Below are 14,694 nucleotides of genomic sequence, written 5' to 3'. Positions count from 1 at the left end.
AACCAGCTGTCAGAAAAAAGTTTGGCCCAAAAACAAAGAATTTGTGCGCGCAATCGACAAACTGCTCAAAAGCAAATCGATTGCTCTTTTGATTTCAACAGATTTGGTTATCAATAGGAGTTGCAGTTTCTAAATGCGTGGTTTTTGTGACTAAGCTCTCAAGGGGCCACTGTACGTCCCGTTATTATTGCCTCAACGAAAACGAACAAGTTCAACAGAATTGGTAATAGCGTTCTATAATAGAGGCGTTTTATCAAAACAAAACTTTGGAGAGCACTTATGGCAACCCCACACATTAACGCACAACCAGGTGATTTCGCTGAAACAGTTCTAATGCCAGGCGACCCGTTGCGCGCTAAATACATCGCTGAAACGTTCCTAGAAGATGTAAAACAAGTTTGTGACGTTCGCAACATGTTCGGCTTTACTGGCACTTACAAAGGCAAAAAAGTTTCTGTAATGGGCCACGGCATGGGTATCCCGTCTTGCTGTATCTACGTACACGAGCTAATCGCTGAATACGGCGTGAAAAACGTTATCCGTGTGGGTAGCTGTGGTGCAGTACGTGACGACGTGAAACTAATGGACGTTGTTATCGGTATGGGTGCTTCTACAGACTCTAAAGTTAACCGTATCCGTTTCAACAACCACGATTTCGCAGCAATCGCTGATTACGGTCTTCTAGAAGAAGCAGTTAACCAAGCGCGCGCTCAGGAAGTGCCTGTAAAAGTAGGTAACGTATTCTCTGCAGACCTGTTCTACACACCAGAAGCAGACATCTTCGAGAAGATGGAAAAACTAGGCATCCTAGGTGTAGACATGGAAGCGGCTGGTATCTACGGCGTAGCAGCTGACCTAGGCGCGAAAGCACTGACTATCCTGACAGTTTCTGACCACATCATCCGTGGTGAAAAACTAAGCTCAGAAGAGCGTCAGAAGTCGTTCAACGACATGATGAAAGTTGCACTAGAAACTGCAATCAACATCTAAGAACAAATAGTAAGTAATAATTTGCAGCCAGAGTTATGCTGGCTGCCCGAATTATCCCGAGGGGGCGATTGTGTCTAACGGCGAACTGCCAAAAGACGCAGATGGGTTACAACTCAACTTTTGTAAAACATTGGCGTGTGACAACTTTGGATTGAGTGATGCAAAGCGTTACGTTCTGCAACATGCGAACCCTAAGCGTCCGGCGATGGTATGCCGTGAATGTGGAGCTTTCCCCCCCTTACTTAATAATCGCGATGTCGTGAACGAACTTCATCGCCTGCGGCACGTCCACAGTGACGGGTTGCCTGCTTGCCGTAATGATGATTGCGACAACTTTGGACTTTCTGTCCACACTCACAAACACCTCTATCACGCTTTCGGTTACAGTGGCGATCGCCAACGTTACCGCTGTAAAGTGTGTCAAAGTACCTTTGTCGACAAGTGGTCTGGTGCCAACAAGAAGCTTCAATTTCAAGAGAACTTGATGGGTTTATTGTTTACGGGATATTCCGTACGAGAAATCTGCCGCAAGCTTAGTATTAACCCAAAAACCTTTTACGATCATGTTGACCATATAGCTAGCCGCTGCCGCCGCAAGCTGGCAACCATTGATGCGCGCTGGGTAAACCACGCAACGCATTATGAATTGGCCTCAAACTATATTGCATTGCAACCGAACAGCAATAATGGTGTGTATTGGATTGTTTCTGGCGAAGCGCATTCTGGCTATATTCTTTGCCAGCACGTCAATTATTCCGCTGATGAAGAGCCAATCGCAACTCTCGATCATAATCCTTACGATGAGGTGTCTCGTTTTGTTTCCCAGGAGTACGTAGCGGAAGCAAGTGAGCCGCTTGCGGAACCTTCTCATCACCTCAGAGAGCGAATTGACCAAAAATACCAAACAATTTTGGCTCGCGGTAACGTAGAAGACCCTCTTGGTAATCTATCTGTATTTCATTACCCTTCAAAAGGGGCATTAGTCCGTCCGCCATACACCTCGTATGCACACTATTTGCACGTACTTGATATGTGCTGCCCAAACAAACGTGTATCTCTATACATGCCTCAAGATCCCCTACTACGTTCAGCTGCATTGAGCGTTTGTTTACCTCGTATTAAAGAGAAAAGTGTCGACTTGATGTATGTAGAAGAGGACGCTAGTTGGGACATGAGCACTCCCTTTGGCAAAGTCGATATCGCCTATATGAGTTGGTGGCGCGATCGTTGGGCAATCTCTAGTCAAAACGAAAACCACAAAGGCATTTGCTACCTCGCTGGCGATCAAAATGAGCCTGAAAAATGGTTTAACGTTGCGACAACTCGTCATGTGAAGTTTTATCAAAACCGCTTTCAGATTCTTTTCGAAAGCTTCATTAACGAGCCACGTCGCAAATTACGACCTGCTGGTATTTTACCTCTTTTAGATATATTCAGAGCTTGGCATAATTTGTGCTATCAGGATAAACAAGGTCTTACCGCTGCACAAAGGTTGGAAGTCTCTGATGCACCTTTGACAATCAAACAGCTCCTATCGTAGCTATTCTATTGGTAATTTAGATGTAGTAATTAGGGGTTGTAACGGTATACATTACGGCCCCTGATCGATAGTCATGGATGTGAACGTTGGATAAAAACCAAATTCAGCTAGAAGATGATCTCACTAAGCTTAAAGGCCAAATAAAATCGGCCCCTAAACATACCTTTAATATTGCGCAGCAATATCGTATCCGCGCGGAACAAATTTTATTTGTGGACGGAGAGATCAAAGCCTTACTCATCATGGCGCAATGCTGTTGGTGCCTAATGGATTACCGACAAGGCTTAAAACTCGTCAAAGACGCTTACAGCAAACAAACACAGCTTGAAACCGACGATCATCTCCCGGAAATTCTCCATCTTTTTGCACTCCAATATTGGGGCCAAGCAAAGTATTATTCCGCGCAACAATATTGGATTAATGCGCTCGAACAATCTGCTCTTGTTGATGATGTTGAAATTCAAATCGAATCTCTAATTGGGCTTGGTAATGTATGGCGCATCACTAATGAACACCAACTTGCCGCTTCAACTCATGAGTTAGCCGTTAAAGTGGCAAACAATGTTCGTATTGCTTGGTTAGAAGGCAAAGCGCGCATCCTATTAGCTTGGGACTATTACTTACTAAATAAGTTTGTCGAGATGCTTACGGTACTGGATGGAGCAACCGAAGTATTAAAAGATCATGATGACAGTACGTGGCAAGCCGAGATCTGGGACTTTAAAGGGTTAGCACTGCTTGGACTAGAACGCCTTGATGCGGCCGAAGAAGCCACCCAAAAAGCCCACCAGCTCGCCATTGAGCATGACCTCGTTTGGATGAAAGCACACTCTTTTATTAGCCGAGCAAGACTTGAGCTTTTGCGCCAAAATACAGACAGCGCTGCCAAGTTGCTACTTGCAGCAGAAGAGTCTGCACTCAGTTTCGACCACGGTGAGCTACTCAGCCAAATTTGCTTCCAACAATCACGAGTCGCTGAAGAACAAGGTGACTTTGAGTCTGCGTTTAACGCGTTCAAGAAATACCGTAAGCACGCACTCAAAATGCTCAAAGAACAAACTCATCGAATCAGCATGGATAAAGCAAGAGGCTCTAAACGCCAACTAGAGCAGCGAGCACGTAAGCTGATCAATCATATTCGCTCTCAACACGAATACGACCCTGAAAAACAGTTCTCTAATGTCGTTTCTGAGACCTACTGGTGGGAACAGTTAGTTTTGTTTAAAACGGAGCTCAAACGCTCTAACCACGCCATCATTATGATTCAGCATTCAAACCCCGAAGTTCTCGATGTTTGTACCGAGCTCGTTCATGCATTGACAACCTCCAGCGACCTCATCTCGAGAATTTCCAGTAACAGGCTAGCAATGTTAATTGCAGAAAAAGGTCAAGCAGCAGAAGAGGTCTACCGCACTGTCCAAGCGATGTTAGACATCTATCCATGGAAGCGACGCGGAATCAAAGGCCCGAAACCGATACTGTATTTGCAAGATATCCTGACCTTCCCATTCACGTTAGAACAGCTCGAAGAAAGTTATATTGAGGTAATGAAGAATGGAACAACTGCTTAGCAAGGTGACTGACGCAGGTATCGATCCTTCTTCCGTTTCAGGTGAAGAAGCGATTACGCTATGGGAACACATAGGGTTACATATTGCGTTAACAAACCGAGAGAAAGCGCATTGCTATATCATTAGCGCCGAGTATCGAAGAGAGATCAAACAGCTCAACGACAGCATTAGTGAATTGAAACAAGCGCTTGAGTTGCTTGTTTTACCAGAGGATGTAGAAGATATTCTTTCTGTGAAAGCAAGCTTGAGTGAGCGTTTGGTTGAAGTAGGTGACTACAATGCGGCATTAACCGAGTATGTTGCTTCAACCAATATCGCCGTCGAGTACGGCTATATTGATGAGTACGTATTGGCCATTATTGGAATGGGTAATTTGTGCGATGCCCATGGGGATCACCAACGTGCATTACGTTATTATCAAAAAATAGATGCTATCGATCACGCTATTGGCAGTCGATCCCTACGCCTTCGTTACAAGCTGTACATGCTTGCCTGTTATATCAGCTTGAACCGTACCGCAGACGCCAAAGAACTATTGAGTGAATGTGAAGAACTGAGCATTCTCGTCAGTGATAAAAACCTCGCCGCACAAATTCACCTCTACCGAGCCAAATTACATCGTCTGCAAGAAGACTACCCCAATGCGTTGCTGGCTATTTCGAATGTTCAGTATACAACGGGTAGTGCCACGACATACTGGTTATCCACGATGGTCAAAATTGAGACTGCGTATTGTCTAAACGGTGTAGGGCACACTTCTTTAGCTAATTTAACGTTGGACTCCATCAGTAAAAGGATTCAAAAGCAACTATCTCCTATCGTTACTCAGCATTTTTATAACGCGATGAGTCAAGTTTACGCCTCTCAAGGGTTGTATCAAGAAGCATTAAATTGTGAAAAAAAAGCGCATAGAATCGAATCTGATCTTGTAAAACATATTCCGATCGGTGAGTTAGGGTCTGCTCAACTACGCCGACTTTCACGCTTTGAGTTACAACTCAAACTCATTTTGTCAGAGCTAGAAAACAAAGAACTAAAAGAAACCACCAAGCAGCATAAAAATACTGTTGCTCAGCTACAGCAGGACGTCTTTACCGATCCACTTACGTCTTTACACAACCGACGCTGGTTAGAAGTTAAACTAAAAGATCTACTTCTGCACGATACTGCATTTGCATTGATGGTCATCGATATCGATCACTTCAAATCCATCAATGACGAACTAAGCCACTTGGTTGGCGACAAAGCGATCAAAAGTGTGTCACAGGAACTGGCGTCCTACTTCAGATTTAAAGGCGCATCGTGCGTACGATTTGGTGGTGAAGAGTTCCTCGTGATCCTTGAGAATACCCAACTGGAACGCGCAGAAATGCATGCCGAGAATTATCGTGAACGGATTTATCAATATGGTTGGGACGATATTCTTGGTGAACGGGGGCTGACCGTATCCATAGGGATTACCTTGCATCGAGAAGGCGAGAATACTCAGCGAACTTTTTATCGTGCAGACAAAGCTCTTTATCGCGCCAAAGCCAATGGCAGAAACCAAGTCTGTACCGAACTTTAAACCATGCCCCGGTTGACACCTGGGGCTTTAGTATACTTTTTACTTATCCTTCCTATATCACTTCACTGCTTGTTTAAATAAGTACTCAGCAACACCTTAACTGCCAATAAACATCAGTGGATACTTACATCGCATAAACATAATTCCTACATAAAAACCGCTTGATTCATCTGTAGTTAAGACAAATACTTAAATTGTTAATTTACGTAGATTTTCCATTTCGCAATACGCACAGGTAGGTAAGATGTTTCTAGACTATTTTGCACTTGGGTTACTCATCTTCGTTGCTTTAGTGATCTTTTACGGAATCATTGTCATCCATGATATTCCATATGAAATCGCCAAAGAGAGAGAGCACCCGCACCAAGACGCAATTCACTACGCTGGCTGGGTCAGCCTTTTCACTTTGCATGCGCTGTGGCCATTTTTATGGATCTGGGCAACATTATGGCGCAAGGAACGCGGCTGGGGTTTTAAACAACTAGAACAAGAAACACACGACATTCATCACCGCCTTGAAGAACTCATCGATGAAGTCAACGAACTCAAAAACCAAGTATCGATGTTGAAACAACAAAAGATTCAGCAAAAGCCTTTGCCTGAACAAAGTAAAGAGGACGAATAATGGACTTATTGCTGATTCTGACTTACGCCGCTCTTTGTATTGCCATTTTTAAAATTTTCAATATTCCTCTAAACAAATGGACCGTTCCAACCGCCGTACTTGGCGGCGTAGTGTTAGTGGGCACACTCGTGCTGCTTATGAACTACAACCACCCATTTACTCAATTGGGTAACCAAGTGTTCCCAACTACGCCTATCGTCTCTGGCGTGCGTGGCCGCGTGGTGGAAGTGCCAGTCCAAGCCAACCAACCGCTCAAAACGGGCGATATTCTTTTCAAAATCGATCCTGTGCCTTTTGAAGCAGAAGTTGCTCGCCTTGAAGCGAAAGTCAAAGAAGCAAGCCAAGGTGCGTTGGGTTTAGAGTCTGATCTAAGAGAAGCAGAAGCTGCTGTATTGAAAGCGCAAGCGGACAGAGATAAAGCACAAAGGGAGTTTAGCCGATATCAAAGGGGCTTTGATCGTGGCGCGTTTACTGAACAAGATTTAGATACTCGACGCCAAGCGTATAAAGCGGCAGAAGCCATGTTAGACGTTGCGATTTTGCAACAAGAACAAGCGCAAATCGCTCTGGACTCTGAAATCGGAGGCGAAAATACCCAAGTCGCGCAACTTCTTGCCGAGCTGCGTAAAGCAGAGTTTAACCTAGAGCAAACCGTCGTTCGTGCGCCAACCGATGGTTACGTTACGCAATTGGCTTTGCGTCCTGGTGTTATGGCTGTGCCGTTGCCACTTGCCCCGGCAATGACCTTCGTACATACCGAAGACATTACGTACACCGCGGCATTCAGACAGAACTCATTACAACGCTTGAAGCCAGGCTTTGAAGCAGAATTTATGTTCCGCGCAATTCCGGGCAAAGTGTTCCGTGGCGAAGTCATTGACGTGATTCCAGCCATTGGTGAAAGCCAAATTCAAGCGCGAGGCGCTCTGCTTGGGACTGATGCCTTGCGCACGAGCGGACGTGTTTTTGCGAAGCTGAAAATTACCGACGACTTGAGTGGATACCACCTACCAATGGGTACTGCGGTTGAAGTTGCAGTTTATTCAGACAGCTTTACTCACGTATCAGTGATGCGCAAAGTGCTTATTCGTATGAAGAGCTGGCAGAACTATTTATACCTCGACCATTAATGAACATATAGCGCATTCATTTATTGGTAAAAATAACATCAAACCGTGTAATCAGGGGCTGACGATCAGCCCCTGATTCATTCTAGCCATCCAGATAGATAGCATTCCCACTTTTATTAATATTCTGTATAATGCGCGCCTTATTTTTAATGCTTGCTAAAACCAAAGCCAGTCAAAGGGATGCGTGAATCAAATCACACATTTCCTGAAGAAAAATAGAGCAAACAATAAGCAGCTTGGTTGTTTTGAATATATGTTACACAATCAAATAACTAACGCTTTCCAACAATATAAATGAACGTTCTTTAAAATCGACTATTGAACTGAGGTTATCTATGAATCTTTCCGCTAAAACTGTTGTGGTTATTGCAATCGGTGCTGCTCTTTACGGTATCGGCGGCTTACCTATGTTTGGCATCCCTGTGTTTGCAAACACAACGCTAAAACCAGCAATGGCAGTATTAGCATTGTTCTCAGTACTATTTGGACCACTTGTTGGCTTCTTGGTTGGTTTTATTGGTCACTGGGTTACTGACCTATTTGCAGGTTGGGGCGTATGGCTCACTTGGGTACTTGGTTCAGGTATTGTTGGTTTGATTATCGGTCTATTCCCTTCTCTAACGCGCTACCGTTTGGAGAAAGGTGATTTCAATATGAAAGACTTCGCGTTATTCGTAGTACTTGCGCTATTAGGCAACGTATTTGGTTACGGTTGCTCTGCATTCCTCGACACGATTTTATACGCAGAACCGTTCACTAAAGTGTTTACCCAGCTTTCTATTATCGCGATCGGTAACACCATTCTTATTGCTATTGTTGGCTTCTTCATTCTTAAGTCTGTCGCTAAACGTAACAAGCAAAGCCGTAACTTAACAGAGGCTTAATGTCGAATGACAATCGAATTTTCTAACTTCTCTTTTAGATATGAGTCGCTGGACAAACCGACGCTAAAAAATATCAATCTAAGGATAGAGAAAGGAGAGAAAATCGTCATTATCGGTCCAAGTGGTAGTGGTAAATCTACTCTTGGGCAATGTCTTAACGGACTGATCCCACACGCAATCAAAGGGGAAACCAGTGGAACATTGACCATCAATGGTCAAGACACCGCCCCTTTCGACATGCACCAATACACTGAGCAAGTTGGCACCGTACTCCAAGATACGGACAGCCAATTTGTCGGTTTGAGCATTGGCGAAGACATTGCATTTGCGCTGGAAAACCAGCTAACTTCAAATATCGACATGTACCCATTGGTCAAAGCCACGGCCAAAATGGTCGACTTGGAACAGATGTTAGATCGCTCTCCCCACGATTTATCTGGCGGGCAGAAACAGCGTGTTTCTTTGGCGGGCATTCTCGTCGATGACGTCGATATCCTTTTGTTTGATGAACCACTAGCTGCGCTTGACCCTAAAACGGGTAAAAAAACCATCGAGATCATCGATGATCTACACCGCGAAACGGACAAAACCATAGTAATCATTGAGCATCGTCTTGAAGACGTTCTGCATTGCTCAGTTGACCGTATTATCTTGATGGAAAGCGGCGAAATCATTACCGATACAACGCCAGATGAAATTTTAGCGTCGCCTCTACTAGAAGATTACGGCATCCGCGAACCGCTTTATATTTCAGCACTGAAAGAAGCAGGCTGCGCGATTGAGGGCGATGCAAAACCTTCTAGCTTAACTACCTTACCGTTGGAGCAATATAAACCAGCGGTACAAGCATGGTTTGATGGTTCAACAGCACAACCACCTAAAACGCCAGCCGAGACTTTGCTTGAAGTCCGTGGCCTCACCTATTCTTACGACGGTGAGAAAAACGCGTTAGAAGACGTGAGTTTTGACATTAAGTGTGGCGAGTTTGTCTCTGTACTTGGCAAAAATGGCTCGGGTAAATCGACCATCACCAAACTGATTATGGGCGTTATTGAAGCGGATAGCGGCTCAATGAGCATGAATGGTCAAGATCTTAACGAACTGACCATCTTCGAGCGTAGCCAGAAAGTGGGTGTGGTGATGCAAAACCCGAATCACATGATTTCCCATCACATGATTTTCGACGAAGTGGCCTTCGGCCTCCGTAATCGTGGCGTTGAAGAGAAACAAATCGACGCTAAAGTACTTGAAGTCCTAGAGCTGTGCGGTTTGAGCAAATACCGTCACTGGCCAATCGAAGCATTGAGCTACGGCCAGAAAAAGCGCGTAACCATTGCGTCAATTTTGGTCTTGGAACCAGAGCTTCTGATCCTTGATGAACCGACGGCAGGTCAGGACTATCGAAACTACACGTCTATGCTGAGTTTCATCGAAAAGCTCAATCGCGAGTTGGGCGTAACCGTAATGATCATCTCTCATGACATGCATTTAGTGTTGGAATACACCTCGCGCTCTATCGTGATTGCAGACAGTAAATTAGTCGCGGATGCACCAATGACGCAGGTATTCAGCAGTCCAGAGCTACTAGACCAAGCAAACCTCACTACCACAAGTTTGTTTGAGTTGGCTACGAAAGTTGGTATCGAGGACACCAATGGCTTTATGCAGCACTTTATCAATGTAGAAAAAGCGCACCGCCAACAAAAAAGCGACGACGTAAACCAACTAGAGAAAGCGGTGGCATGAAAGACAATAAGATGAAGTTTGGTATCAACTACATCGATACCCAATCGCCACTTCATAAGTTGAATGGCATTACTAAGTTCTTGCTTTTCATTGCTTGGGTAACGGTGGTATTGACCACATTTGACTTGCGAATCATCGCGCTGTTGATCGTGCTGGGTTTGGGCTTATTGAAAATGACCAAAGTGCCCTTTCATGTCTACAAACCGCTGTTATTCGGTACAGGTACGGTATTACTGATCAATGCCCTGTTTATGTTCGCGTTAGCACCGCAACAAGGTACTGAGTTCATGGGTTCATCAACGGTTTTACTCTCGTTACCCGGTAATTACTCGCTCACTCAAGAGACATTGTTTTACCTAGTAACAGTGACGTTGAAGTACTTCAGCATGTTCCCAATCGCATTGGTGTTTGTATTTACCACTCATCCGACAGAGTTTTCAGCCAGCTTGAACCGTTTAGGTGTGCCTTACAAAATCGCCTATGCCGTAAGCTTAACGCTGCGCTACTTGCCGGAAGTGAAAAAGGACTTTGTTAACATCATGCACGCGCAACAAGCACGCGGAGTAGAACTGAGCAAGAAGGCTCCGTTGTTCAATCGTATGAAGAACGTCGCGAAGATTCTTGGACCTCTGATTTTCTCTAGTTTAGACAGAGCCGATCAAATCTCAAACGCGATGACGCTACGTGGTTTTGGCCGCCACTCCTCTCGCACTTGGTACAGCTTAAAACCACTGACCAAAGCCGATATGATCTGCATGGCTGGGATTGCGGTGATAGTGATTGCTGCGATCAGCAAGCGTGTGATGGACACACAACTGTTCTGGTATCCGTTTTAAATTCTGAAGCTTCAAACTGAACATAACGTGGTTAGTGTTGTGACCACGTTATCTTCCGTCTTTCCCCTCGATAACTCACCTGTTGGCTTCTTGCTTGCGAGTGTTCAAAAGAAGCGGTAATTTCAGCGGCTCGCTGATGTGCCAGAAAGTTGCTTATTTAAACGACCAACATGAACTAAACTCATCAGTTTTATCAGGGGCTTAATGATCAACTGCGCACTGCCTACAATGAAAAGCCAAGTACCACTTTCAATCAACGAATCATTCAAAAAGAAAAAGCTACCAATTAAAAACCAAATAGCAATGAGTAGGTCGTTTGCAGCACCTAACGCCTCATAGCGGCGCTGAATAACGATGTGACGGCTTCCTAGATCTAAATCCAACTCTCTGCCATGTATCTGCACTGTATAGCTCCCCTCTTATTGTTTCGCGTCAGTTACGCCCAAGTTATTTCGAAATACTTAGTTCTAAACCCTAACGGACGTGGCATGCATTGACAACCATTGGAGGGATTATCTATTTGCAATAAAAAGAAAAGGGCGCATAAGCACCCTTTTTAGCGAGTCTAATTACAGGTATTCGCTTTAATGATTAGATAGTGAGTACCAACTTAACTCCACTTCAACAAGCGAGTTTCGTTGCCTTCTTCCGGCTTCGCTGGAATATTGAGTGACAACAGCAAGCTCACTGCTGCCATACCAGCGCCGATGTAAAATACGCTAGCAGGTGAAACCAGCCAAATCACACCAAACGTAACAGGTATTACAACCGCCGCAATATGGTTAATCGTAAACGCAACGCCCGCGGTCGACGCCATATCTGCTGGGTCGGCAATTTTCTGGAAGTAGGTTTTAATCGCAAGCGCTAACGCGAAAAATAGATGATCGACAACATACAATGCTGCCGCCCACTCAGCCGTTTGCACCAAACCGTACCCGACAAACACGAAGATCAAACCGACGTATTCAAACATCAACGCTTTGCGCTCACCTACAACGCCGATAAAACGGCCTATTCGCTTCGCAAACAAGAAGTTAAAGACATAGTTAATCAGGAACAGCAACGTAATATCTGCGGCGGAGTAACCAAACTTTTCTACCATCAAGAAACCAGCGAACACCGTAAAAATTTGACGGCGTGCTCCACTCATAAACGTAAGCGCATAGTATAACCAGTAACGTTTACGCAGGATGAGCTTCTTGTTCTGAGGCACTTTTGTCTTAAATTGTGGGAAGGCAAATGCCATCACCAAAATGAGCACAAAACCTAAACCACCAGCCATTAAATAGACCGTTTTAAAATCAAGTTTGAGCTGTTCGAGCGAAACCCAAATGGCGCCGTAGGTAAACAGAGAAGCCAAAGCTCCAACAGAAATAAACTTACCCAGCATTTCTGGCGCTTCTTCTTTAGATAGCCATTGTAAAGACAAAGACTGCTTGAGTGTTTCAAAGTAATGGAAGCCGGTGGACATTAACAAGGTTGTAAAAAGTAGACCGTACAAAGTGGGAAAATAACCTGTTAATGCCGTACCAAGCGTAAGCATCGCCAAAGATACGAGCATAAAGCGTTGCTCTCGGATAAACAGCAATACAAACACGGCGGTAAAGGCCAAAAAACCCGGAATTTCGCGCACACTTTGCAATAGGCCTATGTCGGCACCATCAAAGTTTGCTTTCTCTATAACAAAGTTGTTCAACAACGCCATCCAGGTAGAAAAAGCAATGGGCACGATAATGGAAATTAACAGGAGGAAATTTTGCGGCGTTCTCCAGCCGTGCGATGAGGTAGTCATGATGTTTCCTTTAAATATGAAGGCATCATCATAGCTTTAAATGTAACAAATTCGCAATATCATTATTATTTTCAACCCAGAGCAAGCTGATATGGCTGAGGAATATTGTTATGAAGATAAACATCGCACTCAATTCCTTGGCTAAGCGCGATGTTCAAGTATCAAGAGAACTAAAGCATGAGTAAATGTGCTCAGTGGCTTAATCAATGACTTTTACTGATAGGCGATTTTTAAATTCAAACACATGTTCTGGACACACATCCAAACAACGGCCACAGCTAATGCAGTTTTGATCCATAACTCGACGATCTCCCTCTTTCAAAGGCTGCCGAAGCACTTCTGGTTCTGGGCAAATGTAAAAGCAATCCATGCATTTGGTGCAATCTTCGCGCCGAACAGCAGTAACGCGCAACAGGCTTTTTCGGCCTATCACGCCATAGGTAGCCCCCAGTGGACATAAGTGCCCACACCACCCATGCTCAACCAAGAGTAAATCCAACACAAACACTAGGGCGATTAGCACCCAACCTGCGCCCATACCAAACACCAACCCGCGATGCAGTGCCGCAACTGGATCTAACCATGTCCAAAGAATCGCGCCAGATAGCGCACTGCCCAACATCAAAACAGGGATCAGCCAATAACGAATCATGGGAGACCAACGATAGCTCGCTTTAATGTTGAACTTTCGACGCAACCACGCCGCCAAGTCTGTCACGATGTTCAACGGGCACACCCAAGCACAAAATGCGCGCGGCGCCAAAATCGCGTAAAACGCAACGACAATCACTACGCCTAACAACGCATTAAACTCCGGAACATGCCCTGTCGCCAAAGCTTGAAGCACAATTAACGGGTCACTTAACGGCACGGTATCGAGCAACATACTTGATGACAGATTACCAGTTAGAATTCCCAGCGTCGGCCCAGCCATAAACAGCGCAATGATGGTGAACTGACATAGCCGACGTAAAATCAAAAACCGATGCGCGCGCCACCAACCAAGCTTTTCAAGCGCTTCTTTGCCAGCATTTTGAGCTAAATTCTTTGCCATTACTTACCTCCTTTTAGCGATTCAAGCGCACCTTCCGGTACAGGCGTCTCACTAGGGAGGATATTTTCGAGTGGTTTGTCGATCTCTTTCCAACCAAAATTGTAGTGGCTGCCCACTTTGCCTTTCGCCAAATCCGTCGGGACGACTTTAATAGCAGCGACATCCAACACGCACGCTTGTTCACACTTACCGCATCCGGTACACACTTCGGAATTCACTGTTGGGATAAGTTTGGCGTGATAACCGGTTCGGTCGTTGTGAACCATCTCTAATGTGATGGCTTCATCAATCAGCGGACAAACGCGATAACAAACGTCGCATCGTAACCCTTGCCAGTTAAGGCAAGTTTCATGGTCAATAAGAACCGCTGTACCCATTCGAGCATCATCAATATCGGTTAGTTTCGGATCCAGCGCCCCACTCGGACAAGCGACAACACAAGGAATGTCTTCGCACATTTCGCAGGGAATATCGCGTGCAGTAAAGTAAGGTGAGCCAGTCGCGACGGGTGAAAGTAATGTCGCAAGTTTCAAGGTATCGTAAGGACATGCCTGAACACACAAGCCACATCGAATACAAGCTGATTCGAAATCGCCTTCCGGCAGTGCACCAGGCGGACGAATAGGCACACCTTTGGTTTCTCGAGCTTGGCTTTGTAGCGATTGTAAGCCCAATACACACGCAGCTGCGCCAACACCAGCCGCAGTTCGAGCTGTATCACGCAAAAATCGGCGCCGACTTTGCGATATTTTAGACTGAGAGGATTTCATGCTATTTCCTCAACAAAACTCCCTTATCAAGTTAAGCATAAATAGCCCTAAACGTGTCGTTTCCCTATACCTCATAGGAGGTAACCCCATCCTCTATTGATTCAAGTCAACTGACGCACAGTGCCGTCGTCACAGTTTGACTAAATGCGTTTATTTACTGCGACATGAAATTCACCACGATACTCTGCA

The 14,694-nt window shown here is 45.0% G+C and carries 13 protein-coding genes; 9 read left to right on the top strand and 4 right to left on the bottom strand.

Going from position 1 to position 14,694, the window contains the following annotated elements; genetic code table 11:
- Positions 1-279 precede the first annotated feature (279 nt).
- The 9 genes from deoD (at position 280) to R8N49_RS19425 (ending at position 10,889) form a co-directional block, all read left to right on the top strand.
- Positions 280-990 carry a purine-nucleoside phosphorylase gene (deoD, locus tag R8N49_RS19465; protein ID WP_005375140.1) on the top strand — a complete coding sequence of 237 codons (711 nt, stop codon included), beginning with the start codon at positions 280-282 and terminating at the stop codon, positions 988-990.
- Positions 991-1,060: 70 nt separating this feature from the next.
- The gene (locus R8N49_RS19460; RefSeq protein ID WP_005383936.1) at positions 1,061-2,530 is read left to right on the top strand and encodes a hypothetical protein; all 1,470 of its coding nucleotides are present in this window, start codon (positions 1,061-1,063) and stop codon (positions 2,528-2,530) included.
- Positions 2,531-2,616: 86 nt separating this feature from the next.
- Positions 2,617-4,101 carry a hypothetical protein gene (locus R8N49_RS19455; protein ID WP_005375137.1) on the top strand — a complete coding sequence of 495 codons (1,485 nt, stop codon included), beginning with the start codon at positions 2,617-2,619 and terminating at the stop codon, positions 4,099-4,101.
- Positions 4,085-5,668, top strand: coding sequence for a GGDEF domain-containing protein (locus tag R8N49_RS19450; RefSeq protein ID WP_318190055.1), 1,584 nt, complete (start codon positions 4,085-4,087; stop codon positions 5,666-5,668). Before R8N49_RS19455 ends, R8N49_RS19450 begins: the two co-directional genes overlap by 17 nt.
- Positions 5,669-5,912: 244 nt before the next feature.
- The gene (locus R8N49_RS19445) at positions 5,913-6,293 is read left to right on the top strand and encodes a DUF3302 domain-containing protein (RefSeq protein ID WP_064376388.1); all 381 of its coding nucleotides are present in this window, start codon (positions 5,913-5,915) and stop codon (positions 6,291-6,293) included.
- Positions 6,293-7,423, top strand: a complete 1,131-nt coding sequence (locus R8N49_RS19440) for an HlyD family secretion protein (protein WP_005375134.1) — start codon at positions 6,293-6,295, stop codon at positions 7,421-7,423. The genes R8N49_RS19445 and R8N49_RS19440 overlap by 1 nt, the downstream gene beginning before the upstream one ends.
- Before the next feature lie 335 nt (positions 7,424-7,758).
- Positions 7,759-8,307, top strand: coding sequence for an ECF-type riboflavin transporter substrate-binding protein (locus R8N49_RS19435; RefSeq protein WP_005375133.1), 549 nt, complete (start codon positions 7,759-7,761; stop codon positions 8,305-8,307).
- 6 nt (positions 8,308-8,313) lie between these two features.
- Positions 8,314-10,053, top strand: a complete 1,740-nt coding sequence (locus R8N49_RS19430) for an ABC transporter ATP-binding protein (protein WP_186585108.1) — start codon at positions 8,314-8,316, stop codon at positions 10,051-10,053.
- The gene (locus tag R8N49_RS19425; protein ID WP_005383942.1) at positions 10,050-10,889 is read left to right on the top strand and encodes an energy-coupling factor transporter transmembrane component T family protein; all 840 of its coding nucleotides are present in this window, start codon (positions 10,050-10,052) and stop codon (positions 10,887-10,889) included. Before R8N49_RS19430 ends, R8N49_RS19425 begins: the two co-directional genes overlap by 4 nt.
- Before the next feature lie 122 nt (positions 10,890-11,011).
- On the opposite strand, the gene R8N49_RS19420 is transcribed toward R8N49_RS19425, so the two are convergent.
- From R8N49_RS19420 to napG, 4 genes are all read right to left on the bottom strand, one after another.
- Positions 11,012-11,293 (bottom strand): YrhK family protein, encoded by a 282-nt coding sequence (locus tag R8N49_RS19420; RefSeq protein ID WP_025768568.1) that lies wholly within the window; start codon positions 11,291-11,293, stop codon positions 11,012-11,014.
- Positions 11,294-11,499: 206 nt separating this feature from the next.
- Positions 11,500-12,681: an MFS transporter gene (locus R8N49_RS19415; protein ID WP_005375129.1), complete on the bottom strand. Its 1,182-nt coding sequence runs from the start codon at positions 12,679-12,681 to the stop codon at positions 11,500-11,502.
- Positions 12,682-12,880: 199 nt separating this feature from the next.
- The gene (gene napH / locus R8N49_RS19410; protein WP_053350046.1) at positions 12,881-13,735 is read right to left on the bottom strand and encodes a quinol dehydrogenase ferredoxin subunit NapH; all 855 of its coding nucleotides are present in this window, start codon (positions 13,733-13,735) and stop codon (positions 12,881-12,883) included.
- Positions 13,735-14,505 (bottom strand): ferredoxin-type protein NapG, encoded by a 771-nt coding sequence (gene napG / locus R8N49_RS19405; protein WP_005383947.1) that lies wholly within the window; start codon positions 14,503-14,505, stop codon positions 13,735-13,737. Before napG ends, napH begins: the two co-directional genes overlap by 1 nt.
- Positions 14,506-14,694: the final 189 nt, after the last annotated feature.

The organism is Vibrio sp. 1978 (assembly GCF_033344345.1).
Note: the sequence above shows the minus strand (reverse complement) of the source record. Positions and strands in the feature narration are given on the sequence as shown.